Genomic DNA, 24,757 nt, shown 5'->3' on the forward strand with positions numbered 1-24,757 from the left:
ATGAGGCACATCCGCTCTGAACTGGCTGATTCGCTCGCTGCGCTCGCTCATGCCGGCAGCTCACTCATGCGGGGGTGTCCGTTCGTCGGGCGTGGAACGCGGGGCGGATCAGAGCAGGATGCCGGGCCGCGCCTGAAAGAGTCAAGCAGTTCTTGCGCAAGTAGTTGCCGGGCGACTCCGCAGGGCGGTCCGGTTCAGACCGGCAGCGGCAGGTCGGCGGCCGGCGGCCGGGGCTCGTCCACCGGCTTGTCCAGCACCCCCGGTACGACCGCGGTCGAGCCGCGCACCACCAGCTCGGGCCGGAAGATGTACTCCGAGTGCGGCGCCGCGTGCCCGTGGATCTCGTCGACCAGTGCGCGTACCGCCGCGACCGCCATCGCGGTGACCGGCTGCCGCATCGTGGTCAGCGGTGGGTCGGTGAACGCCATCAGCGGCGAGTCGTCGTAACCGACCACGGAGAGGTCGGCCGGCACCGACAGGCCGCGCTGCCGGGCCGCCCGGATCGCGCCCAGCGCCATCAGGTCGGAGCCGCAGACCACCCCGGTCACGCCCCGGTCGAGCAGCCGCGCGGCGGCCACCTCGCCACCCTCCACACCGAACAGCGACAGCTCGGCCAGCTCGTCCAACTCGGCGTCGGGGAGCCCGACCAGCCGCTTCATCGCGGCCTTGAAGCCGGTCACCCTGCGCTGCACCGGCACGAACCGGCCGGGCCCGGTGATCAGGCCGATCCGGCGGTGCCCGAGCGCGACCAGGTGGGCCACGGCCAACTCGCCGGCCTCCCGGTCGTCGCAGGAGACGAAGGGCGCCGGCAGGCCGGGCTGGTAGCCGTTGACCAGCACGATCGGCAGCGGCCGGGCGATCAGCGTGCGGTAGCGCGCGGTGTCGGCGGCGGTGTCGGCGTGCAGGCCGGAGACGAAGACGATCCCGGAGACCTGCCGGTCCAGCAGCATCTCGACGTACTCGTCCTCGGTGACCCCGCCCGGGGTCTGGGTGCAGAGCACCGAGGTGTAGCCGGCCTGCGCCAGCCCCGACTCGACGACCTGGGCGAAGGCCGGGAAGATCGGGTTCTCCAGCTCCGGCACCACCAGCCCGACCAGCCCGGCGCTGCGTTTGCGCAGCCGGGCGGGGCGTTCGTAGCCGAGTACGTCGAGCGCGGTGAGGACAGCTTGCCGGGTCTCCGGCGCCACCCCGGGGCGGTCGTTGAGCACCCGCGACACCGTGGCCTCGCTCACCTCGGCCTGCTGGGCGATGTCGGCCAGTCGTGCACGCATGGCGGAACTGTAGCCCACGAGTCGTTTCTTGCGTAGGCCACGGCAAGTACTTGCAGAGGGGTCTGGCGTGCGGTTGAGCCGATGAAAAGGCAACTTCAAGGGGGCGAGTCGGCCTGTCTGGGCGCCCACTGGGCGCCGGTTGTTGCAAGGAGGTTTGCAAGGGGTTTCGTAATCGGCAACTCCTTGCTACTGTCCCGCCGATACCCGGCCGGCAGACTAGGAGCGCTAGATGCGTCGCACAGCCAGAGGGATCGTCGTACTCGCCTGCACGACCCTTGCTCTGACGCTCGCCGCCTGCGGCGGCGAGGACGACCCGTCGGGGGAGTCGGGCCAGAAGACCGACCCCGCCGCCCTGAAGGCGGAACTGACCTGGTGGGACACTTCGGACCCGAAGAACGAGGGACCGGCCTTCCAGGAACTCGTCGCGAAGTTCAACCAGACGTACCCGAACGTCACGATTAATTACCAGTCGGTGCCGTTCGGCGAGGCCCAGAACAAGTTCAAGACCGCAGCCCAGGCCAAGACCGGTGCCCCGGACATCCTGCGCGCCGAGGTGGCCTGGGTGCCGGAGTTCGCCTCGCTCGGCTATCTCTACGCCCTCGACGGTTCGGAGCTGACCAGCGACGAGTCCGACTTCCTCGCCACCCCGCTCTCGGCGGACAAGTACGACGGCAAGACGTACGGTGTGCCGCAGGTGACCGACTCGCTCGCGCTGCTCTACAACAAGGAACTGCTGACCAAGGCCGGCATCGCCACCGCACCGGCGACCTGGGCCGACCTGAAGGCCGCCGCGCTGGCGGTCAAGCAGAAGACCGGTGTGGACGGCGTCTACGTCAACCCGGCCGGCTACTTCATGCTGCCCTTCATGTACGGCGAGGGCGGCGACCTGGTCGACGCCCAGGCGAAGAAGATCGTCGTCAACTCGGCGCAGAACGTCGCCGGGCTGAACGTCGCCAAGGACCTGATCGCCAGCGGTGCGGCGCCGAAGCCGGCCGCCAACGACGCGTACGGCACCATGATGACCCTCTTCAAGGAGAAGAAGGTCGCGATGATCGTCAACGGGCCGTGGGAGGTCAACAACATCAAGAACGCGCCGACCTTCGGCGGGCTGGAGAACCTCGGCATCGCCCCGGTCCCGGCCGGCTCGGCCCGGGCCGGTGCGCCGGTCGGCGGGCACAACTACGTGGTCTGGTCCGGCATGCCGCAGGAGAAGGTCGAGGCGGCGATCGCGTTCGTCAAGTTCATGAGTTCGGCGGAGTCGCAGGGCTTCCTCGCCGACCGGCTCGGCCTGCTGCCGACCCGCAAGTCGGCGTACGAGCTCGACACGGTGAAGAACAACCCGGTCATCTCGGCGTTCCGGCCGGTGGTCGAGTCGGCGGTGCCGCGGCCGTGGATCCCCGAGGGTGGCCAGTTCTTCGGCCCGCTCGACCAACTGGCCACCCAGGTACTGGTGCAGAACAAGGACCCGAAGGCGGCACTGGACGAGGTTGCCGGGAAGTACAAGTCCGAGGTCGTACCGTCGTACGGCATGTGATCCGATCATCGGCGCCGGCCCCGGCCGGCGTACCCGTCCGGCACCTGGCGGGGCCGACCGGCGCTGGCCGGCGGCCCTGCCGGGCTCCCTCCCAGGAGCGCTGCTGATGACCACCCTGACCGCCGGCCCGGCGCCGGCGCCCGCGCCGCCCGGACGCCGGCCCGCCGGCCCGTCCCGGCTGCGCCGAAGCTGGGACAAGCACTGGTACGCCTGGGCGATGGTGCTGCCGGTGGTGCTGGTGCTGGCGGTACTGATCTTCTATCCACTGGTCCGCGGCATCTGGCTCTCGCTGACCGACCTGACCGAGGCCAACCAGCTCGCCGAGGTCTGCACCAGGTCGATCACCGGTGGCGAGATCTGCAAGGAGAACCCCAACCGGTGGGAGTTCGTCGGGCTGGACAACTACGCCCGGGTACTCACCGGCGGAGTGGGCGAGTTCTGGCAGTGGACCGGAGTCACGCTGATCTGGACCTCGGTCTGCGTGATCTTCCACTACGGGCTCGGGCTGGGACTGGCCACCATGCTCAACCGGCCGATGCGGCTGCGCGGCCTCTACCGGGTACTGCTGGTGCTGCCGTGGGCGGTGCCGGCCTTCGTCAGTGCCTTCGCCTGGAAGTTCATCTTCAACGAGCGGTTCGGGCTGGCCAACTCGCTGCTCACCGCCGTCGGCGTCGACCCGGTCGACTGGTTCGCCAACCGGTGGACCTCGCTCTCCACCGCGATCGTCACCAACATCTGGCTCGGGGTGCCGTTCATGATGGTGGCGCTGCTCGGCGGCATGCAGACCATCCCCGGCGAGCTGTACGAGGCGGCCGAGATCGACGGCGCCAGCCCGTGGCAGCGGTTCGTCAACATCACCCTGCCCGGCCTGCGCCCGGTCAGCATGACGGTGCTGCTGCTCGGCACCATCTGGACCTTCAACATGTTCCCGATCATCTTCCTGGTCACCGAGGGGCAGCCGGCCGGCCAGACCGACATCCTGGTGACCGGCGCCTACCGGGCCGCCTTCGAGGGGATCCGGAACTACTCGCTCGCCTCGACCTACGGGGTGCTGATCCTGTCGATCCTGCTCGTCTTCTCGATCTTCTACCGGCGGGCACTGCGCAAGCAGGGCGAGGTGTGGTGAGCATGAGCCGATCCGTGCGTACCGGCCGGAGCCCGCTGCGATCGGTGGGGCTGCACGCCACGCTGATCGTCGCCTCGCTGATCGCGGTCGGCCCGATCCTCTGGGTGCTGCTCTCCTCCTTCAAACCGGGGTACGCGGTGCAGAGCAGCGAACTCACCCTGGTCAAGGACCCGACGCTGGCCAACTACGCGTACGTGCTGGGCGAGACCAACTTCCTGCGCTGGTTCGGCAACTCGGTGCTGGTCGCCGCGTTCACCATGCTCTTCGGGATCTTCCTGGCCGCCACCACCGGCTACGCGGTCTCCCGGTTCAACTTCCCGGGCCGCCGGCCACTGATGACGGTCTTCCTGGTCACCCAGATGTTCCCGGTCGCCATCCTGATCGTGCCGATCTATATGATCATGGCCCGGCTTGGGCTGATCAACACGCCGGCCTCGCTGGTCATCGCCAACCTGACCATCGCGGTGCCGTTCTGCGCCTGGATGCTCAAGGGCTACTTCGACTCGATCCCCACCGCCCTGGACGAGGCGGCGGCGATCGACGGCTGCGGGCCGTACGGCATCTTCTGGCGGGTGGTGCTGCCGCTGGCCCGCCCGGCGCTGGCGGTCACCGGCTTCTACGCCTTCCTCACCGCCTGGGGCGAGGTGGCGTACGCCTCGGCGTTCATCCAGGAGGACCGGAACTTCACCCTGGCGTACGGGCTCCAGCAGTTCGTACCCCAGTTCAACCCGCAGTGGGAGTACCTCACCTCGGCGGCGGTGCTGGTCACCATCCCGGCCGGCCTGGTCTTCCTCTACGCCCAACGGCACCTGGTCTCCGGGCTGACCGGCGGCGGCACCAAGGGGTGACCCGTTCCGACGGTGCTGACGCCGCCCGAGGACGGCCGGACCTTCCAGGTGTGGCGGCCGTGCTGAGCCGGCGCCGGCTCACCTCGACTGCGGGTCGAGCACCTCGCGCATCCGGTTGACCTCGACGGCCTGCTCGAAGGCGATGTTCCGGGCCAGTTCCCGGATCTGCCGGTCGACGCCGTTCGCGAGTACCTCCTGGGCCATCGCGATGGCGCCCTGGTGGTGCGCGCTCATCATCTCGACGAACATCCGGTCGAAGTCGGTCCCGGTCGTCGCGGTGAGCGTGGCGATCGCCTCCGGGGTCTGCATGCCGTGCATGGTGGGGTGCTCGTGACCGGTCCCGCCGAGCAGCGAGTCGAGGCCGCGGTCCCGGAGCCAGCCCCGCAGCACCTCGACCTCGGGCTGCTGGGCGGCCCGGATCCGGTCGGCGACCGCGATCACGCCGGTGCTGCCGGCCCGGTCCGGGACCAGGGCGGCCAGCTGCAACGCCTGCTCGTGGTGCGGCACCATCATCGCGACGAACCGGATGTCGGCCGCGTTGTGCTGCGCCCCGGGCGGCGGGGTGAGCTGGTCCGGCCGGAGCACCTGGGCCGACTCGCCCGGCCGGCCGGGCTGGATCACCGGCGCCGTGCCGATGGCCGAGGTGGGCAGGGCCGACGGCACCGGAGCCGGGGTCGTGGTGGCCGGAGCGGCGACGGGGGCGGGCTGGCGTCCCTCCCGGGTGGTGGCGATCCCGGCGATGCCGAGGGCGAGCAGCACCGCCGCCGATTCCACCAGCGCGAGAAACACGATCACCGGTCGGCGACTGCCGCCGGTCGCGCTCCTGGCCAACACCACAGCGTGACTCCCGTCCGCCCTGCCGGCCGGTCGAGGCGTAGCCGGGGCTCTGCGCCGGGGCCGGGTCGTCAACCCCGGGTTGGGCCGATGGTAGCCCGACCGCCGGGACCCTGGAAGATCGAGTACGCCCTGACCTCGGCCGCCGTGCCGACAGTTTCCGTCGGCTCTACCTACTCTTCAACGCCCTTGCTGGCCAGCAGGGCGCGTACACCGTCGAGATAGGTCTTCGGGTCCGGGCCGGCGGCGAGGATCCGTTGCAGGGCGAAGCCGGGGATCAGGCCGAAGAGGGCGGCACCCACCGCCTCGACATCGGCGTCGGCCGGCAGTTCACCGGCCTGTTGGGCCCGGCGGGCCAGTACGACGAAGTTGGACCGGAAGCCGGCGTACAGCCGCGCGACGAACTCGGCCAGCGCCGGATCGCGGAGCGACTCGGACCAGACCTGGATGGCGAGCGGAAAGACTCCGTCCTGGCGGGTTTGGGACTCGACGAACTGGAGCGCCCGGTCAAGTGCCTCGATCAGCGGCAGTGGCGGCTCGGTCGTGGCCAGGGCCGCGAAGAGTTGGTCCGCGCCGTCGACCACCGACTCGGCGATCGAGGTGACCAGCTCCTGCTTGCTGCCGAAGTAGCGGTAGACGGCGCCCACCGAGAGACCGGCCTCGGCGATCACATCCTGCATCGAGGTGGCGTGGAAGCCGTTGCGCAGGAAGCAGCGCCGGGCGGCGTCGAGGATCTGCTGCCGCCGGGCCGCCAGGTGTTCGTCGGATACGCGTGGCACGGCACACAGTGTAAAACGAACGCTCGTTCCTTGACTGCGGAGTGCGCCGGGAGGACGCTGAATAAAAGAACGAGCATTCGTTTTAGAAGGAGTCCTGAGATGACTCGTCCATCGGCCCCCTCCGGGCCGCCCACCCCCACGCACCTCCGCCGGCCGCTGGCGGTCGCCGTACTGCTGGCCGTGGCGGTGGTGCTGTTGCAGTCGTTGCTCGTACCCCTCTTCGCCGGCCCGGCGGCGCACCTGGAGCCGCGCGACCTGCCGGTGGTCGTCGCGGGCCCGGCGCCGGCCACCGACCGGCTGGTCGGGCAACTCGACGCCGCCGCACCGGGCGCCTTCGAGGTGATCCGGCTGCCGGACGGTACGGCCGCCGACCGGGCGCTGCGCGACCGCGAGGCGTACGCCGCCTTCGTGCTCGGCCCGGACGGCGCGACCCTGCACACCGCGAGCGCGGCGAGCCCGACCGTGGCGGCTCTGCTCACCCAGGCGGCCGGGCAGTTCTCCGGTGGCCAGCCCGTCCGGGTGGTCGACGTGGTACCGGCCGACCCGGACGATCCCCGGGGTGCCGGCTTCGCGGCCGGGTTCCTGCCGCTCGCGCTGACCGGCATGGTGCTCGGGGCGCTGCTGGTACTGCTGCTCGGCGGTCGGCTCGCCCGGTTGGCCGGGCTGGTCAGCTTCGGGCTGCTGGTCGGCGTCGCCGGACCGCTGGTACTCCAGGGCTGGCTCGGCCTGCTGCCCGGCGACGCTGTGGCGGTCGGTGCCGCTCTCGGGCTCGTCGGGCTGGCGGTCGCGGCCACCGTCGCCGGGCTCGGCGCGGTGCTGGGCCGTCCCGGTCTCGGGCTCGGCGCGGTACTGGTCTTCTTGGTCGGCAACCCGCTCTCGGCGGTCGGCGCGGCGCCGGAACTGCTGCCCCAGCCCTGGGGCGAGGTCGGCCAGTGGCTCCCGGTCGGTGCCGGCGGCACCCTGCTCCGGTCGACCGCCTTCTTCGACGGCGCCGGAGCCGGCACCCCGCTGCTGGTCCTCGCCGGCTACGCCGCCGTCGGCCTGCTCCTGGTCACGCTGGCCCGCCCCCGCCCCCGCCACCCGCGGGCCGCCGCCGAACCCGCCTCCGTCGTCGGCGCGGATGATCGTGCTGTCTCGGTGATGTAGTGCCCTCGACCTCCCCGGGAAGCCACCACTTCCCGGAAGGGGCGTGCCGCTCCCGGTGTCGTCCCCGGGCCGTGCGGCGGGCCGGGGACGACGTGCGGGTACCCGATGAGGGAGGATGGCCGCCGTGGAACCTCTCCGGCTGATACTCCTCTACACCCACCTGATCGGTTTCGCCCTGCTGCTGGGTGGTGCCGCCGCCCAGTACGCCACCGGACGGATCCGGATCAACCCGCTGATGCTCTGGGGCGCCGTCATCCAGGTGCTGACCGGGATCGGGCTCTCCGCACCGCTGCGGGACGGCGACGAGCCGGCCCCGGCGAAGCTCGCCACCAAGCTGGTGATCGGCTTGATGATCTTCGTGATGGTGTTCTTCTCCCGCAAGCGGGAGGAGGTCAACCGTGGCCACTTCCTGGCGATCATCGGGCTGACCCTGGTCAATGCCGCCGTCGCGGTCTTCTGGCGTTAACCCCGCGCCCGAGTTGTTAACCGGGCACCCGGGCTGCCAACTGGCCGGCCGGGGCCGCTCCGGCGGCACCTCCCGGACGGAACAGCCGAAACGGGACGTCCCATAGGTCGAGGTCACGCACCGGGCGGGCCGGGAAGTGATGTCGCGCACCCCGAAGTTACGTAAGGGTAACGGGCGTTCAACAGTCAGGCACGATTGTCGGCCGGTGGACAGGCGCGGGCGTACGCTCCCGTCCGTAACGTGGGACAGCCGGCGGCAACGCGCAGGCCGGCTTTTGGCTGCCACCGCGGTGGGCGGTGTGCAATGGGAAGGAGACCGTCTTGCGCTCTGTGCGTGGGATGCGGATCGTCTCGGTATTCGCGGTGGGCGGGCTCGCGCTGGGCGCCGCCGCGTGTGGTGAGGCACCGAGCGATAGCAACGCGGGCGGCGCCGCGGCCGACAAGTACACCGCGTGCATGGTGACGGACGTCGGAGGCATCGACGACAAGTCGTTCAACACCTCCGCCTGGGCGGGCCTGGAGGCGGCCAAGGCCGCCGACGACAAGATCGACATCAAGTACGTGGCGTCCAAGGCCGAGGCCGACTACGAGCCGAACCTGACCCAGTACGTCAACCAGGACTGCGACTTCATCCTCGCCGTCGGCGGCCTGATGGGCGAGGCGACCTCGAAGATCGCCAAGGCGAACCCGGACCAGCAGTTCGGCATCGTCGACGCGAAGCTGCCGGAGAGCAACGTCTTCCCGATGCAGTTCGACACCGCGCAGGCCGGCTTCCTCGCCGGTTACCTGGCGGCCGGGATGACCAAGACCGGCAAGGTCGGCACCTACGGCGGCATGAAGATCGGCCCGGTGACCATCTTCATGGACGGCTACGCCGACGGGGTGGCCCACTACAACAAGGCCAAGAGCAAGAACGTCCAGGTGCTGGGCTGGAACAAGCAGACCCAGAACGGGTCGTTCACCAACGACTTCGTCAAGCAGGACGAGGGCAAGAAGGTCTCCGACACCCTGGTCGCCCAGGGCGCGGACATCATCATGCCGGTGGCCGGCGGCGCCGGTCTGGGCACCACGGCGGCCGCGCAGGCCTCCGGCGGCAAGTACTCGGTGATCTGGGTCGACGTCGACGGCTGCCAGAGCACCCCGAACTGCCCGGCCCTGATGACCACCGTGGTCAAGAACATCACCGACGCGGTCAAGGACGCCGTGGTGACGGCGGCCAAGGGCGAGAAGCTGGCGCACGACCCCGGCTACCTCGGCACCCTGGCCAACAACGGCGTCTCGCTGGCGCCGTACCACGAGTTCGACAGCAAGGTGCCGGCGGAGCTGAAGGCCGAGGTCGACAAGATCAAGACCGACATCAGCTCCGGTGCGATCAAGGTCACCTCGGCCAGTCAGCCGAAGTGACCCCGGGTCGGCCGTCTGACCAGGTCGGACGGCCGACCGGTACGGCTGCGACGCCGACGATCCGGTCGCTCCGATCGTCGTGGAGACATATCTCCGCGATGATCGGGGCGGCCGGTTTTCACGCCAGCCGGTACGGGCCGACAGACCGGCCCGGGCGGGCCGAACAGCCCGCAGTGATCGACGGACCGACCCTGTCGACCCGGTCCGAACAGCAGCTAGGCTGCACCATCGCCCGCACTCCAGGAGGTTGCGCTGAGACTCGAACTGCGCGGCATCACCAAGCGGTTCGGTGAGCTGGTCGCCAACGACCACATCGACCTGACGGTGGAGCCCGGAGAGATCCACGCGCTGCTCGGTGAGAACGGCGCGGGCAAGTCCACTCTGATGAACGTGCTGTACGGCCTCCTCCAGCCCGACGAGGGCGAGGTACTGGTCGACGGCAGGCAGCTTGCGGCCAAGGGCCCCGGCGACGCCATCGCGGCCGGCATCGGCATGGTGCACCAGCACTTCATGCTGGTCCCGGTCTTCACCGTTGCCGAGAACGTGATGCTCGGCGCCGAGCAGGTCCGGGGCGGCATCGCCGGCTTCCTCGACCGGCGGCGGGCCCGCCGTCAGGTGACCGAGGTCTCCACCCGCTACAACCTGCGGGTCGACCCGGACGCGGTGGTCGAGGACCTGCCGGTCGGCGTGCAGCAGCGGGTCGAGATCCTCAAGGCACTGACCCGGGACGTCGACCTGCTCATCCTGGACGAGCCGACCGCCGTGCTGACCCCGCAGGAGACCGAGGAACTGCTCGGGATCATGCGGTCGCTCAAGGAGTCCGGCAAGTCCATCGTCTTCATCACGCACAAGCTCAAAGAGGTCAAGGCGATCGCCGACCGGATCACCGTGATCCGGCGTGGCCGGACCGTCGGCACCGCCAGCCCGAGCGCGAGCGAGGACGAGTTGGCCGCGCTGATGGTCGGGCGGACCGTCAACCTGACCGTGCAGAAGGCCGCCGCCGCGCCGGGTGAACCGGTGCTGGAGGTGGCGGGACTCGTCGTCGACGACGAGCGGTCGGTCCGGGCCGTCGACGGCGTCGACCTGACCGTACGGGCCGGCGAGGTGCTCGGCATCGCCGGTGTGCAGGGCAACGGCCAGACCGAGCTGATCGAGGCGCTGATGGGGCTGCGCCCGGTGCTGCACGGCACGGTGAGCCTGGCCGGTCAGCGCATCGACGGCTGGCCGACCAAGCGGGTGCTGCGGGCCGGCGTCGGCTACGTCCCCGAGGACCGCAGCGTCGACGGGCTGGTCAAGGAGTTCAGCGTCGCCGAGAACCTGGTGCTGGACATCTACGACCGGCCGCCGTTCGGCTCCGGCCTGGTGCTCCGGCCGGACGCGATCACCGCCTCGGCCCGGGAGCGGATCCCGGAGTTCGACGTACGCACCTCGTCGGCGGAGGCGGCCGTCGGCACGCTCTCCGGCGGCAACCAGCAGAAGGTGATCATCGCTCGGGAGATGTCCCGGCCGCTCAAGCTCTTCGTCGCCGCCCAGCCGACCCGGGGGGTGGACGTCGGCTCGATCGAGTTCATCCACCGCCGGATCATCCACGAGCGGGACATCGGCACCGCGGTACTCCTGGTCTCCAGCGAGCTGGACGAGGTGATCGGGCTGGCCGACCGGATCGCGGTGATGTACCGGGGCCGGATCCTCGGCGTCGTCGGGCCGGAGACCCCGCGCGAGGAGATCGGCCTGCTGATGGCCGGCATCACCGACGCCGCACCGGATGGCACCGCAGAGACAGCCGGCACCGCCGACACCGGCGGCACCGCAGAGACCGCAACCCCCGACGGGCCGGTGACCCCGGCTCCCGACGTCGCTGGTAGCGAGGAAACCCGATGACCGACGTGAACGAGCCCGGGTCACCGTCGCCGGAGAAGTCTCCGGCCGGCCAGCGGCCCGGCGCCGAGACGGCGGCCGGGGTCGGCGCGGCCGATCCGTCCGCCGCCGCCGGCACCGCAGCCGGTCCGGCCGATTCCGGTGGTACGGCACCGGCCGATTCCGGTGGTACGGCACCGGCCGATTCCGGTGGTACGGCACCGGGCGGGCCCGGGAACGGGCTGACCGACCGGGACGGCGGCGGCCGGCAACTGCTCCAGGCGTTCGTGCACAACCTCTGGGCGGCCAACACCGTCACGGTGACCGTACTGGCGATCGTGCTGGCCACGCTTATCGGCGCCGTACTGATCGTCGTCTCCGACCCGGACGTGCTGGCCACCTGGGGCTACTTCACCGCCCAGCCCTCCGACGCGCTCAACGCGAGCTGGACGGTGGTCAGCGAGGCGTACGCGAACCTGTTCAAGGGCGCGGTCTTCGACCCGGCGGCGGTGCAGGCCTGGGCGAACGGCACCGGCGGCTGGCAGCCGGTCTTCGCGCCGATCTCGGAGACGCTGACCTACACCGCCCCGCTGGTCTTCACCGGGCTGGCGGTCTCGCTCGCCTTCCGGGGCGGCCTGTTCAACATCGGCGCCCAGGGGCAGGCGACCATCGGGGTGATCCTGGCCGCGCTGGCCGGCTTCCTGCTCCCGCTGCCCCCGGTGGTGCACCTGATCGTGGCGGTACTCGCCGGAGCGCTCGGCGGGGCGATCTGGGGTTTCGTCCCCGGCTTCCTGAAGGCGCGTACCGGTGCACACGAGGTGATCACCACGATCATGCTCAACTACGTCGCCATCTCCTTCCTGGCCTGGATCATCGTGCAGGACGGCGTGCACGATCCGGACCGGACGGACGCGATCAGCCGGCCGGTGGACGGTTCCGCGCAGCTACCCCGGCTGCTCGGCAGCGACCTGCGGGTGCACCTCGGCATCGTGCTGGCGGTCGCCGCCACCTGGGCGGTCGGCTGGCTGCTCAACCGCTCCACCTTCGGCTTCGAGCTGCGCGCGGTCGGCGCCAACCCGGACGCCGCCCGGACCGCGGGGATCAGCGTCGGCCGGACGTACGTGCTGGTCATGGTGATCGCCGGGGCGCTCTCCGGGCTGGGCGGCGCCAACATGGTGCTCGGCAGCACCGCGACCGCGCTCACCCCGCTGGTGATCGCCCAGATCGGCTTCGACGGCATCCTGGTGGCGCTGCTCGGCCGGGTGAAGCCGTGGGGCGTCGCGCTCGCCGCGCTGCTCTTCGGCGCGCTCCAGGCCGGCGGCAACCGGATGCAGTCGTACGCCAGCATCTCGCTGGAGCTGGTCACCGTGCTCCAGGCACTGATCGTCATCTTCATCGCCGCGCCGGCACTGGTGAAGGCGATCTTCGGGCTCCGGGCCGCCCGGGCCGCCAGGTTGTCCACGAGCATGGCGAAGGGCTGGTAGGCGTACATGTCGACCATGACTGTCGAGGAGCTGGCCGTCACCGTACGGCCGGGCTTCTGGACCCGGGACCGCAAGGTCGGCGCCGGTGCCGTACTGCTCGGCCTGGTCGCGGCGGTGCTCTTCGGTGCGCTGGCCACCGGCGCGGACGCGCGGTTCACGCTCAGCGAGGATGCCGGCGGCGCGGCGCTGTCCGTCAACGGCACCGTCGGGGCGATCCTGTTCGGGCTGGTCGCGGCGGCGGCCGGCGCGGCGCTGCTGGCCGGGCTGCCGAAGCGCTGGTTCGTGCCGCTGCTCGGCGTGGCGGTGGCCGGGGTGGTGCTCTCGTTCCTCTGCTGGCAGGTGTCGGCGGCGCCGGCCGGGCAGAACTTCATGCCGCTGGTCAACATCGTCCGGGGTACCTTCATCCTGGCCCTGCCGTTGATCTTCGGTGCCCTGGCCGGCGTGCTCTGCGAGCGGTCCGGCGTGGTGAACGTGGCGATCGAGGGCCAGTTGCTGATGGGCGCCTTCGCCGGCGCCCTGGTCGGCACCATCGCGGCGAGCGCCTGGATCGGGCTGATCGCGGCGGCGCTGGGTGGCGCGCTGATCTCGCTGCTGCTGGCGATCTTCACCATCCGCTACCTGGTCGACCAGGTGGTGATGGGGATCGTGCTCAACCTCTTCGCGGTCGGGTTGACCGGCTTCCTCTACGAGCGGTTGATGCAGCCGGAGGCGGCGAAATACAACCAGCCGCCGAGGTTCGAGGCGTGGCCGATCCCGGTGCTGTCCGACATCCCGGTGCTCGGCCCGGCGCTGTTCCGGGGCAACATCTTCCTCTACCTGGCGCTGATCCTGGTGGTGGTGATCCACGTCGCGCTGTTCCGTACCCGGTGGGGGCTGCGGACCCGCTCGGTGGGTGAGCACCCGACCGCCGCCGACACCCTCGGGGTGAAGGTGCTGGCGCTGCGCTACCGGAACGTACTGCTCGCCGGCATGGTGGCCGGGCTGGGCGGCGCCTCCTACACGCTTGCGCTCTACACCTTCAGCAAGAACATGATCGGCGGCAAGGGCTTCATCGCGCTGGCGGCGCTGATCTTCGGCCGGTGGAGCCCGACGGGGGCCCTGCTGGCGGCGCTCTTCTTCGGCTTCGCGGACCAGCTCGGGACGTACCTGGGCGCGATCGACAGCAGCATTCCGAGCGAGTTCCTGGCGATGCTGCCGTACCTCGCCACCCTGCTGGCCGTCGCCGGCCTGGTCGGCAAGGTGCGGGCGCCGGCCGCGGACGGTAAGCCCTACATCAAGGGCTGACCAGCGGCGGGGCAGGATGGGGGCGTGACCATGGAGATTGACTGGGCGAAGCTGCGGGCCGCGGCGACCGACGTGATGCGGCACGCGTACGCGCCGTACTCGAACTTCCCGGTCGGGGCGGCGGCGCTGGTCGACGACGGCCGGGTGGTGGTCGGCTGCAACGTCGAGAACGCCGGGTACGGCGTGACGCTCTGCGCCGAGTGCGGGGTGGTGTCGGCGCTGCACGCCTCGGGCGGCGGGCGGCTCGTCGCGCTCTCCTGTGTCGGGGCGACCGGTGAGCCGTTGATGCCGTGCGGGCGGTGCCGGCAACTGCTCTGGGAGAACGGTGGGCCGGACTGCCTGGTCGAGGCGGAGCCGGTGCCGCTGCGGATGGCGGAGCTGCTGCCGCACGCGTTCGGGGTGGAAGATCTGGAGGCGATCGCGGCGTCGGTGAAGGTGCCTCCGGTGCCGGAGGAACTGGCCGCCTGGCGGGGGCGGGGCACCGTCTTCGTGCATCCGGACGTCTCGGGCGGGCGGCAGGTCTGGACCGGGTACTGGGAGCGGGCCGCCGGGGACGCCGAAGGGGTGCAGACCGGGGTACTCGAGGAGGCGCCGACCTGGGACGACCCGGCCGAGGCGGTGAGCTGGGGCCAGGCGCGTACGCCCCGGGTGGTGGTGGTCGACGCGGACGGGGCGATGTTCTGGGCGGGTGAGGCGGAGCCGCCGGTCGAGATCCCTCGGCGTTGGGGCGACTGATCTTTCCGGGGTTCGCGGTGGCCGGGCTGAGTCGGCCTGGCGCGGGGTGGGCCGGGGCCTGCCGTGCCCGGCTCCGGGGGGTCAGGCTTGATCCCTCCGCCGGGCACGGCAGGCCCCGGCTCGGTGGGCACTGGCCGTGGGCCGGTGACGAGTCCGTGGTCGCGATCGACAAGGGACCGTGGTCTCGACAGGCAGGACCGTGGTCTCGACAGGCAGGACCGTGGTTTCGGCAAGCAAGTGGGGAAGAGGTAGCTGTGGGTGGGTTCGCTGCGGTCGACGTGATCCGGGTCAAGCGGGACGGCGGGACGCTGTCCGACGAGCAGATCGACTGGGTGGTCGACGCGTACACCCGGGGGCGGGTGGCCGACGAGCAGATGTCGGCGCTGGCCATGGCGATCCTGCTCCGCGGCATGACGCCGGGCGAGATCGCCCGCTGGACGGCCGCGATGATCGCCAGCGGGGACCGGCTGGACCTCTCCGGGGTACGCCGGCCGACCGTGGACAAGCACTCCACGGGTGGGGTCGGTGACAAGATCACGCTGCCGCTCACCCCGCTGGTGGCGGCGTGCGGTGCCGCCGTACCGCAGCTCTCCGGGCGGGGGCTGGGGCACACCGGGGGGACCCTGGACAAGCTGGAGTCGATCCCGGGCTGGCGGGCCGCGCTGGGCAACGACGAGTTCATCGCCCAGTTGGGTGAGGTCGGCGCGGTGATCTGTGCGGCGGGCGAGCGGCTCGCGCCGGCCGACCGCAAGCTGTACGCGCTGCGCGACGTCACCGGCACGGTGGAGGCCATCCCGCTGATCGCCAGCTCGATCATGAGCAAGAAGATCGCGGAGGGTACCGGGGCCCTGGTGCTGGATGTGAAGGTCGGCTCCGGCGCGTTCATGAAGTCGGAGGCGGATGCCCGGGAGCTGGCCCGGACCATGGTGGAGCTGGGCGGCGCACACGGGGTCCGGACGGTCGCCCTGCTGACCGACATGTCGACGCCGCTGGGGCTGGCCGTCGGCAACGCGGTCGAGGTGGCCGAGTCGGTCGAGGTGCTGGCCGGCGGCGGGCCGGCAGACGTGCGGGAGCTGACCCTCCGGCTGGCCCGGGAGATGCTGGTGGCGGCCGGGCTGCCGGACGCCGATCCGGAGCGGGCGTTGCGGGACGGCCGGGCCATGGACGTCTGGCGGGCGATGGTCCGGGCCCAGGGCGGGGATCCGGAGGCCCCGTTGCCGGTCGCCCCGGAGGTGGAGGTCGTCCGGGCCGACCGGGACGGTTACCTGGCCGCCGTCGATGCGTACCGGATCGGGATCGCCGCGTGGCGGCTCGGCGCGGGACGGGCCCGCAAGGAGGACCCGGTCAGCGCCGGGGCCGGGGTGCTGCTGCACCGCAAGCCGGGAGATCCGGTACGGGCCGGCGAGCCGCTGTACGAGCTGCGGGCCGACGACGCGGGCCGGATTCCGGCGGCCCGGGCCGCCGCCGCCGAGGCGGTGTCGATCTCGGCCGAGCCGCCGACCCTGCCGGCCCTGGTCATCGACCGGATCGGTTAGCCGTCGGCCGGATCGGGATCCGCGGGCTGTCCGGCCGGCCTCCAGCGCGGCTGCCACGCCGGGCGCCATGGTGTACGCGCTGCCGACCGGCTATCCTCCGTCGCCGGGGGGTAGCACGGGGTGCTGAGTCGGCTCGACTAGCGGGTCCACACCGCATCCGGTGCCGGGGGTGCCGCGGGCGCCCGAGGCGACTCCGACGTGACGGGAAACCAGGCTGTGACCGTATCCGCTCCCGACCCGCAGGCGGTCCGGGCCGCCAACGTTGTCGAGTTGCAGCGGTTAGGGCTGCCCGTGCCGCCGCCCCAGTTTCCGCTGGTGTGGGAGCCGGGCGACGCGGTCGAGCTGCGGCCCACCGCCGAGATCGAGGCCCGGACGGCCGTACTGCACCTGGTACTGGCGCGGTGCTTCGGCATGCCGCCGCAGGCCGGGATGAGCTGGCTGCTCGGCTCGCACCTGGTGGAGCAGGTGACACCGCCGGAGTGGCAGTTCGTGATGGGCAGCCGGGGCGACCACCGGTCGTTCGTACTGCACCACGACGCGATCTTCGCGCTGGCCTGGGTACTCGGGCTGAGCCGGCACCTCGACCCGACGGAGCCCAGCGACGAGCGGCTGATGGAGCAGTTGCCCAACCTGGCGGCGGGGGAGACCTTCGGCCAGTGGCGCTCCCGCACCCTGGCGGCGCCCCGGGACGCGGCGGAGGTGGCCGCCGTACTCGACTTCTACTACTGCCTGGACTGGGGCTATCTGGAGGCCGAGCAGGAGGGGTTGGAGCTGCCCGGGCTGATCGACAGCAACGCGATCGGCCAGCGGCGGTGGGCGCTGGAGTGGGCGGTGGTGTTCCGGGGGCCGTTCCACGACCCGCCCGCCGGGTGGGAGGAGGTCGACCTCTCCACCTGACCGGCCGGCGGTCAGCGGGGGTGGTGGGCGGTCACCTGGACCGCGACGGTCACCTGGACGGGTTCCGGGAGGTCGTCGATCCGCGGGTCGAGCCGGTCGGGCTCGGCGTGCCAGGCGCTCGGTCCCATCCCGATCAGGGTGCGCACCCCGGTCCGGTCGAGCCGGAGGGTGGCCCGGTGCACCGCCGTCGGACCCGGCGCGAAGTGCTCGGCCAGGCTGCCGGCGACCCGGGCCTCCTTGGCCGGGTCGACCCGGAGCAGGCCGAGCCGGTCGACCAGTTCGCCGAGATGCTCGGCGGTCGGCGTGACCACCAGCAGCGCGCCGTCGCTCCGGAGTACCCGGCGGAACTCCGGTCCGTTGCGCGGGGCGAAGACGTTCAACAGCAGCCCGGCGGCGCCGTCGGCCAGCGGCAGCCCGCGCCAGGTGTCGCAGAGCGCGGCACCGGCCCGGGGATGGGCCCGGGCGGCCCGGCGCAGCGCCGGCTTGGAGACGTCCAGGGCCAGCCCGACGGCGGCGGGCAGGGCGTCGAGCACCGCGCCGAGGTGCCGGCCGGTGCCGGCTCCGGCGTCCACCACCAGTTCCGGGTACGTCTGGAGTGCCGGCCCGGCGACCGCCCTGGCGAGGTCGGCGAGCGCGGTCGAGATCAGGTCGTAGTGGCCGGCGCCGAGGAACTCCTCCCGGGCGGCCACCATCGCCGGGCTGTCCCCGGAGTGCGTGGCCCGACCGGCGGTCAGGTTGACGTACCCCTGGCGGGCCAGGTCGAAGCTGTGCCCCGCCGGGCAGCGCAGCGCGACCACCGCGGCGGGCGGTACGGCGGCCAGCGGCCGGGCGCAGACCGGGCAGCGGAGCCGGCGCAGAACCTCGGGTGGCACCCCGTCACGATAGTGCCCGACCTGGCCGGGACCGGCGGTGGTCCGCCGCTCCGGCGCCCGGTGTCCCGCCGCTGGTCGGGGCGGCCGGGCTACTAGGGTCGGTGCATGGCGGCAATCGGCTACGAAGACATCGTCCGGGTCCCCAAGGCGCTGCTGCACGACCACCTCGACGGCGGGCTGCGCCCGGCCACGGTGGTCGAACTCGCCGAGGCGGTGGGGCATCCGTTACCCACCACCGACCCGGAGGAGCTCGGCCGGTGGTTCGTGGCGGCGGCCGACTCGGGGTCGCTGGAGCGTTACCTGGAGACCTTCGCGCACACCGTGGCGGTGATGCAGACGGCCGAGGGGCTGCGCCGGGTGGCCGCCGAGTGCGCCCTCGACCTGGCCGCGGACGGCGTGGTCTACGCCGAGGTCCGGTTCGCCCCGGAGCAGCACCTGGAGCGGGGCCTCGGCCTCGACGACGTGGTGGAGGCGGTGCTGGAAGGCTTCGCCGAGGGCGCGGCCGAGGCGGCGGCGAACGGGCACCCGATCCGGGTCGGCACGTTGCTGACCGCGATGCGGCACGCCGCCCGGTCGCAGGAGATCGCCGAACTCGCCGTCCGGCACCGGGACACCGGCGTGGTGGGCTTCGACATCGCCGGTGCGGAGGCGGGCTTTCCGCCCACCCGGCACCTGGACGCCTTCGAATACCTGCAACGGGAGAACTTCCACTTCACCATCCACGCCGGTGAGGCGTTCGGGCTGCCCTCGATCTGGCAGGCGATCCAGTGGTGCGGTGCCGACCGGCTGGGGCACGGGGTGCGGATCGTCGACGACATCACCCCGGGGGACGCCCGGCCGGTGCTCGGCCGGCTGGCCGCGTACGTCCGGGACAAGCGGATCCCGCTGGAGCTGTGCCCGTCGTCCAACGTGCAGACCGGTGCCGCCCCGTCGATCGCGGAGCATCCGATCGGGCTGCTGCGGGACCTGCGGTTCCGGGTCACCGTCAACACCGACAACCGGCTGATGAGCGGCACCTCGATGTCCCGGGAGATGGCGCTGTTGGTCGAGGCGTTCGGCTACGGCTACTCCGAGTTGCAGTGGTTCACCATCAACGCGATGAAGAGCGCCTTCATCCCGTTCGACGAGCGGCTTGCCATCATCAACGAGGTGATCAAACCGGCGTACGCCAAGCTGCTGTCCTGACCGTCGCACCGATGGGGCCGGTCCGGATCGGCCGCCGAGCGAGGGCGTTGTCGCACGATTTCCGGTCTGCTATCTCTTTTGGCCGGGAAAACTGCCGGGCCGGTCAGTCCGGTCGTCCGGGCGGCCATTCGGTGGTCCGCACGGATCGCGTAATCCGGCACTTCGACCTTGCCGTACCGGAGCGGTCGGGCAAAGGTTCTCTGCGCTGTACGGGTACCAGGCTGGCGGTGACACCGGAGCCGGACGCAGCCACCGTACGCGAGGGCGTAGGGTTTCCCCGTGCCGGTAACGTTCGATACGTTGCGGTACGGGTCCCGGGTGCGGGCCGAGCAGTGACCATCCGGTTGTGGACGGTCGATGGCAGTAGAGCACGGACAGGATGCGTGACTACCCTGGGTGACACCAGAAAGACAGACTGCTGTCAAATCGCGGGGACATCCCGATGCGCTTCCAGTCGGTGACAACCTGGGCTTTCTTCTTGAGTTGCGGCGTGATGGAATCTCGGAGGTCCGACCCGCCCGGGTCGGTCGATCAGCGGTGCCCTGGGCCATTGGCCGGGTACTGGATGGGAAGGCGGTGACGTGAGCAAGCGGCCGAAGACAGCAAACCCGTTCCTGTCGCGTCTCCGCTGGCCGGTCGCCGGCCGGCTGCGCGACATGCCGATCTGGTCGAAGCTGGGCCTGATCATGATCGCGCCGACCATCGCGGTCGTCGTGGTCGGTACGACCAGCATCGTCGACCACATGGAGACGTTGGACGACGCGAACCGGGCGCACACCCTGGCCACGCTTGCCCAGACCTCCGGCGAACTGGTGCACGACCTGCAGGACGAGCGGGCGGGCGCCGTGCTGCTGCTCGGCTCACGCAACGAGACCGCCCGGAAGGCGGCCCGCGACACCTACAACAAGGTGCACCCCGAGGTCGACAAGGCCAAGGGGCCCTACTCGGAGCGCCGGGCGCAGCTCGACGAGCTGCCGGCCAACTTCGACGCGCTGCTGGCCCAGATCGACCAGGGCCTGGCCGATCTGCCGGGGATCCGCAGCCAGGTCATCAACTCCAAGCTCAAGCTGACCGACGCGGCGCAGTCGTACGAGGGTCTGATCAACGACCTGCTGAACATCCGGGACCTGGCCTCGCAGCTCGCCGGCGACTCCTCGCTGAGCGACCGGATGCGGGCCGCCGCCGCCAACGCGCGCGGCAAGGAGTTCCTGTCGATGCGGCGGGTCGTGGTGCACCGCGCCCTGATCGACGGCCGGCTGACCGCCGCGCTGCAGACCGACTACATCGCCACCGAGACCGGTCAGCAGCAGGCGTTGCAGACGTTCAAGGCGATCGCCACCGGCTCCGAGTCCGCCTTCTACGACGAGACGGTCACCGGCGCCGACGTGCGTGAGGTCGACAGCTACGGCGGCTGGATCCGGGGCCGGACGAACGAGAGCATGGCCGACGCTCCGTTCGACGCCGACGACTGGGACTCCGCGATGGTCGGCAACGCCCAGCTGATCCGTTCGGTCGAGGGCCGACTCGACTCCGACGTGCTCGCCGAGGCGAGTGCGCTCCGCGACGACGTGCAGCGGCAGGTCTTCCTGGAGACCGGTCTGCTGCTCAGCATGCTGCTGCTGGCGGTGCTCTTCGCCTATCTGGTCGCCCGCTCGATGGCCCGCTCGCTGCGCGAGCTGCGGCACGGCGCGCTCTCCATCGCCCAGTACGGTCTGCCGCACGCGGTGTCCCGACTGCGCGACCCGCAGATGACCGCGCAGATGTCGCCGGTGCAGGTGGCCAACCAGATCGCCGAGCCACTACCGGTACGCAGCAAGGACGAGTTCGGCCAGGTCACCGAGGCGTTCAACGCCGTTCACCTGGAAGCCGTCCGGACCGCCGCCGAGCAGGCCGCACTGCGGGCCTCGGTCGCGACGATGTTCGTCAACCTCGCCCGCCGTTCGCAGATCCTGGTCGACCGGCTCATCGGTCACCTGGACCGGCTGGAGCGGGGCGAGGAGGACCCGGACCGGCTGGCCGAGCTCTTCCAGCTCGACCACCTGGCCACCCGGATGCGCCGCAACGACGAGAACCTGCTGGTGCTCGCGGGTGCCGACTCGACCCGGGTGCAGCGCGAGCCGGCGGCACTGATCGACGTGCTCCGGGCAGCGCAGTCCGAGGTCGAGCACTACACCCGGATCGAGTTCGGGATGGTCGACCGGGACATCGAGGTCCAGGCCGCCGCCGTCAACGACCTGGTGCACCTGGTCGCCGAGCTCTTCGACAACGCCACGGCCTTCTCCCCGCCGGACTCACAGGTGATGGTGGAGGCCCGTCGGGTGGGTGACCGGGCGACGCTCTTCGTCGAGGACCGGGGCATCGGGATCACCGCCGAGCAGCTACAGGACCTCAACGAACGGCTCGCCACGCCGCCCGCCGTCGACGTGACCGTCTCCCGGATGATGGGCCTGGTCGTGGTCGCCCGGCTGGCCTCCCGGCACGGCGTGAAGGTCGAGCTGCGGCCCGGCCCCGACCGGGGGACCGTCGCCGACGTCACGCTGCCCACCGCGATGCTGATCCCCCGGGCACTCTCCGGCCGGACGCAGCCGGGCGGTCTCCCGGTCACGCCGGAACCGACCTCCCGCCCTGCCTTCGGCGCCCCGCTCGCCCTGGAGAGCGGTCCGGCCACGCCGCCGGTACCGAGCTTCGGCGGCGACCGTGGTCCGGGCTTCGGCGGCGACCGTGCCCCGAGCTTCGGCGGCGGTCGCAACCGCGACGGCGCGCCCCTCGACCGGCCGTACGAGCCGGCGATGAACGGCGGCGGGCAGACCAGCGCGCCGAGCCAGCCCAGGGACATGCCGGCCTGGTCCGACCTGACCGGCGCCCGGGCGGGCCGCAACGGAAGCGACCCGTTCACGCCGCGGATCCCCAACGGGCACGACATCGAGCCGCTGCCGCAGCGGCGGGCCACCGAGCAGGACCCGGCCGGCCTCTCGGCGAACGAGACGACGACGATGTCCGGGTTCATCCCGCGGCAGCGTCCGGCCGCGCCGGATCCGCAGCCGAACGGGCTGACCGCGCTGCCGCCGGTCTCCGCGCCGCCGATCCCACCGATCTCGGCGCCGCCGGCCGCGCAACCGCCGGTCTCCGCGCCGCCGTTCGGCCAGACCCCGTCGCCGGCCGTGCCGCCGCCCGCGCCGGCCCCGGTGCCGCCGCCGGCCGCGCAGCCGCCGGCTCCGGCGGTCAACGCGCCGCCGGCCTGGCCGCCGGTCAACACGCCGGACCGGGAGGCCGCCGCGCCGCCCGTTCCGGAGCGCCTGGCCGCAGCCCTGGACATGACCGCCGAGCTGCCTCGGATGGCTCGGCCGTCGGTGGACGCCGCGGCCAACGTGGAGGCCCGGCCGAAGTTCGCCGACGAGACCATGGAACTGCCGATCTTCCGCGAGCTGGAGTCGGCCTGGTTCCGCACCCGCCGGAAGCCCGAGGAGACCGGTGGACAGCCGCAGGGAGCCGGCGCGGCTTCCCAGGCGCCCAGCCAGGCCGTCGCGGTGGACACCGCCGTTCCCGACGCGGCCCAGACCGGACCCGTACCGACAGGCAACGCGGCAACGGTGGACAGTCCGAGGCCCGGTGGCCAGCAGCCGGGGAGCGGGCCGATCACCAACGGCACCGGTCGGCCGGGTGACGGTGGCTGGCGTACGGCTGCCGACGACGGTTGGCGGGCAGCCATGGCGGCTACGGCAGCCGCCACCACGGGTGGCCAGACCACCCAGACCGGGCTGCCCAAGCGGGTGCCGATGGCCCAGTTGGTGCCCGGAGCCGTGGAGAAGCCAACCACCTCGGTGCAGCGTCGTACGCCGGAGGCGGTACGCGGGCTCTTGTCCGCGTACCACCGTGGGGTGCAGCGTGGCCGCACGCACCCGACGGACGACCAGTCGATCAACCCGGAGGCGACTCCGGGAGGGCAGCAGTCCTCGCAGGCCGAGGTGGGCCCCGCGACCGCAAGCGGCCAGAAGGAGCATGAAGGATGACATCTACGCAGGATCTCGGTTGGCTCTTGGCCAACTTCGCCGATCGTGTGCCCGGCGTCGCCCACGCGATCGCCGTCTCCGCGGACGGTCTGCTCCTGGCGTCGTCACGGGACCTTCCGCGCGACCGGGCGGATCAGCTCGCCGCGATCGCGTCCGGCCTGGTCAGCCTCACCCAGGGGGCGGCGCGCTGCTTCGAGGGTGGGGCGGTGCTGCAGACGGTGGTCGAGATGGACAATGGTTTCCTGTTCCTGATGTCCATCTCGGACGGCTCGTCCTTCGCGGTGCTCGCTGCCCGGAGCTGTGACGTCGGACAGGTGGGATATGAGATGGCGCTGCTCGTCGACCGGGTGGGTGACGCGCTGACGCCGCCGACCCGGGCCGCCGCGGGGATGCTGAGCTAGGTGGTATCCGGCCGGTGTGGTTCGCTGGCCGGTGCGACGACAATGCAACAATGACGAACTCCAGGCTTTGAGTTCTCGGGTACGACGAGAAGGGGGTGAACGGCGATGATGGCCGAACGCGACGAGCCGACGGGCGCGCTGGTGAGGCCATATGCCGTTACCCGTGGTCGTACCAGGCCGAGGCTCGACATCGCCTTGGAGGCGCTCGTCGAGACGACGGTGCGCGGTCGGTCCGCCGGTAACGGCAATGGCGGCCAGGGCCGGGAGCATCAATACATCGCCGCGCTGTGTGATGGTCGGCTGCAGTCGCTCGCGGAGATCGCGGCGCGGATGCAGTTACCGCTCGGAGTGGCTCGGGTCCTGATCGCCGACATGGCCGCCGATGGCCTGGTGGCGGTGCACGAACCGACAATTCTGGACGACTCAAACGACGCGGTGGGCACTGAACTGCTGGAGAGGGTGCTGAGTGGACTTCGCAGGCTCTGACATGTCGCACCGCCCAACGGCCGGGCGCGTGACATCGGCGAAGATCGTCATCGCCGGTGGCTTTGGCGTCGGCAAGACAACACTGGTCGGTTCGGTCTCGGAGATCACGCCGCTGACCACCGAGGCGATCATGACGTCGGCTGGTGTGGGTGTCGATGACACCCGCCAGGTGCCGGGCAAGACGACCACCACGGTCGCGATGGACTTCGGTCGGATCTCGATCGACCGGGACCTCATCCTTTACCTGTTCGGCACCCCGGGCCAGACGCGGTTCTGGTTCATGTGGGACGAACTGGTGCGGGGAGCGATCGGTGCGGTTGTCCTGGTGGACACCCGCCGGCTGGCCGACTGCTTCGCGGCCATCGACTTCTTCGAGCACCGGCGACTGCCGTACCTCGTGGCGATCAATTGCTTCGACGGGATGCAGTACCACGACCCGCAGGACGTGCGGGACGCGCTGGCGATCTCGAACGAGGTGCCGGTGGTCGCGTGTGACGCCCGCAACCGGGAGTCGACCAAGCACGTGCTGATCTCGCTGGTCGAGTACGTGCTCACCATGCGGCGCTCGCGCGCCGTCGCCCCGGCCTGACCGGCGAGCACCTCG

The 24,757-nt window shown here is 71.3% G+C and carries 21 protein-coding genes; 17 read left to right on the forward strand and 4 right to left on the reverse strand.

Features of this window, described 5'->3' with window-relative positions:
• Positions 1-194: 194 nt before the first annotated feature.
• Entirely contained in the window at positions 195-1,271 is a 1,077-nt protein-coding gene (locus AAH979_RS23615; protein ID WP_346260306.1) for a LacI family DNA-binding transcriptional regulator, read from the reverse strand.
• Between the two features lie 229 nt (positions 1,272-1,500).
• On the opposite strand from AAH979_RS23615, the gene AAH979_RS23620 reads away from it, so the two are divergent.
• The 3 genes from AAH979_RS23620 to AAH979_RS23630 all read left to right on the forward strand — a co-directional run bounded on the left by AAH979_RS23620 (position 1,501) and on the right by AAH979_RS23630 (position 4,779).
• Complete coding sequence (locus AAH979_RS23620; RefSeq protein ID WP_346260307.1) at positions 1,501-2,805, forward strand: extracellular solute-binding protein; 1,305 nt, start codon at positions 1,501-1,503, stop codon at positions 2,803-2,805.
• Positions 2,806-2,911: 106 nt separating this feature from the next.
• Positions 2,912-3,931, forward strand: coding sequence for a sugar ABC transporter permease (locus AAH979_RS23625; RefSeq protein WP_346260308.1), 1,020 nt, complete (start codon positions 2,912-2,914; stop codon positions 3,929-3,931).
• A 2-nt stretch (positions 3,932-3,933) separates the two neighbouring features.
• Positions 3,934-4,779 carry a sugar ABC transporter permease gene (locus AAH979_RS23630; protein ID WP_346260309.1) on the forward strand — a complete coding sequence of 282 codons (846 nt, stop codon included), beginning with the start codon at positions 3,934-3,936 and terminating at the stop codon, positions 4,777-4,779.
• Between the two features lie 78 nt (positions 4,780-4,857).
• On the opposite strand, the gene AAH979_RS23635 is transcribed toward AAH979_RS23630, so the two are convergent.
• Together AAH979_RS23635 and AAH979_RS23640 are read right to left on the reverse strand one after the other, a co-directional pair.
• The gene (locus AAH979_RS23635) at positions 4,858-5,574 is read right to left on the reverse strand and encodes a DUF305 domain-containing protein (RefSeq protein ID WP_346260310.1); all 717 of its coding nucleotides are present in this window, start codon (positions 5,572-5,574) and stop codon (positions 4,858-4,860) included.
• 212 nt (positions 5,575-5,786) lie between these two features.
• The gene (locus tag AAH979_RS23640) at positions 5,787-6,392 is read right to left on the reverse strand and encodes a TetR/AcrR family transcriptional regulator (protein ID WP_346260311.1); all 606 of its coding nucleotides are present in this window, start codon (positions 6,390-6,392) and stop codon (positions 5,787-5,789) included.
• A 99-nt stretch (positions 6,393-6,491) separates the two neighbouring features.
• On the opposite strand from AAH979_RS23640, the gene AAH979_RS23645 reads away from it, so the two are divergent.
• From AAH979_RS23645 to AAH979_RS23685, 9 genes are all read left to right on the forward strand, one after another.
• Entirely contained in the window at positions 6,492-7,538 is a 1,047-nt protein-coding gene (locus AAH979_RS23645) for a hypothetical protein (RefSeq protein ID WP_346260312.1), read from the forward strand.
• Positions 7,539-7,662: 124 nt separating this feature from the next.
• A complete protein-coding gene (locus AAH979_RS23650; protein WP_346260313.1) occupies positions 7,663-8,004 on the forward strand; it encodes a hypothetical protein in 342 nt (113 codons plus the stop codon).
• Positions 8,005-8,342: 338 nt separating this feature from the next.
• The gene (locus AAH979_RS23655) at positions 8,343-9,407 is read left to right on the forward strand and encodes a BMP family ABC transporter substrate-binding protein (protein ID WP_346260423.1); all 1,065 of its coding nucleotides are present in this window, start codon (positions 8,343-8,345) and stop codon (positions 9,405-9,407) included.
• Positions 9,408-9,719: 312 nt separating this feature from the next.
• Complete coding sequence (locus tag AAH979_RS23660) at positions 9,720-11,288, forward strand: ABC transporter ATP-binding protein (protein ID WP_346260424.1); 1,569 nt, start codon at positions 9,720-9,722, stop codon at positions 11,286-11,288.
• Positions 11,285-12,748 carry an ABC transporter permease gene (locus AAH979_RS23665; RefSeq protein ID WP_346260314.1) on the forward strand — a complete coding sequence of 488 codons (1,464 nt, stop codon included), beginning with the start codon at positions 11,285-11,287 and terminating at the stop codon, positions 12,746-12,748. The genes AAH979_RS23660 and AAH979_RS23665 overlap by 4 nt, the downstream gene beginning before the upstream one ends.
• Positions 12,749-12,754: 6 nt before the next feature.
• On the forward strand, positions 12,755-14,032 hold the full coding sequence (locus AAH979_RS23670) for an ABC transporter permease (RefSeq protein WP_346260315.1): 1,278 nt from the start codon (positions 12,755-12,757) through the stop codon (positions 14,030-14,032).
• Between the two features lie 30 nt (positions 14,033-14,062).
• The gene (locus AAH979_RS23675; RefSeq protein ID WP_346260425.1) at positions 14,063-14,767 is read left to right on the forward strand and encodes a cytidine deaminase; all 705 of its coding nucleotides are present in this window, start codon (positions 14,063-14,065) and stop codon (positions 14,765-14,767) included.
• A gap of 254 nt (positions 14,768-15,021) precedes the next feature.
• Entirely contained in the window at positions 15,022-16,302 is a 1,281-nt protein-coding gene (locus tag AAH979_RS23680) for a thymidine phosphorylase (protein ID WP_346260316.1), read from the forward strand.
• A gap of 216 nt (positions 16,303-16,518) precedes the next feature.
• Positions 16,519-17,199 carry a DUF4272 domain-containing protein gene (locus AAH979_RS23685; RefSeq protein ID WP_346260317.1) on the forward strand — a complete coding sequence of 227 codons (681 nt, stop codon included), beginning with the start codon at positions 16,519-16,521 and terminating at the stop codon, positions 17,197-17,199.
• Between the two features lie 11 nt (positions 17,200-17,210).
• Here AAH979_RS23685 and AAH979_RS23690 read toward each other — a convergent pair whose 3' ends face one another.
• A complete protein-coding gene (locus tag AAH979_RS23690; RefSeq protein ID WP_346260318.1) occupies positions 17,211-18,071 on the reverse strand; it encodes a putative RNA methyltransferase in 861 nt (286 codons plus the stop codon).
• A 105-nt stretch (positions 18,072-18,176) separates the two neighbouring features.
• Here AAH979_RS23690 and AAH979_RS23695 point away from each other — a divergent pair, with 105 nt between their 5' ends.
• From AAH979_RS23695 to AAH979_RS23715, 5 genes are all read left to right on the forward strand, one after another.
• Positions 18,177-19,256, forward strand: a complete 1,080-nt coding sequence (locus AAH979_RS23695; RefSeq protein WP_346260319.1) for an adenosine deaminase — start codon at positions 18,177-18,179, stop codon at positions 19,254-19,256.
• Between the two features lie 581 nt (positions 19,257-19,837).
• Positions 19,838-23,266, forward strand: a complete 3,429-nt coding sequence (locus AAH979_RS23700) for a sensor histidine kinase (protein WP_346260320.1) — start codon at positions 19,838-19,840, stop codon at positions 23,264-23,266.
• Entirely contained in the window at positions 23,263-23,667 is a 405-nt protein-coding gene (locus AAH979_RS23705) for a roadblock/LC7 domain-containing protein (RefSeq protein ID WP_130465005.1), read from the forward strand. The genes AAH979_RS23700 and AAH979_RS23705 overlap by 4 nt, the downstream gene beginning before the upstream one ends.
• Before the next feature lie 108 nt (positions 23,668-23,775).
• Positions 23,776-24,153: a DUF742 domain-containing protein gene (locus AAH979_RS23710; protein ID WP_101371820.1), complete on the forward strand. Its 378-nt coding sequence runs from the start codon at positions 23,776-23,778 to the stop codon at positions 24,151-24,153.
• A gap of 1 nt (position 24,154) precedes the next feature.
• Positions 24,155-24,742 (forward strand): ATP/GTP-binding protein, encoded by a 588-nt coding sequence (locus AAH979_RS23715; protein WP_101369592.1) that lies wholly within the window; start codon positions 24,155-24,157, stop codon positions 24,740-24,742.
• Positions 24,743-24,757: the final 15 nt, after the last annotated feature.

This window comes from Plantactinospora sp. ZYX-F-223 (assembly GCF_039649625.1).
Taxonomy (GTDB): domain Bacteria; phylum Actinomycetota; class Actinomycetes; order Mycobacteriales; family Micromonosporaceae; genus Plantactinospora.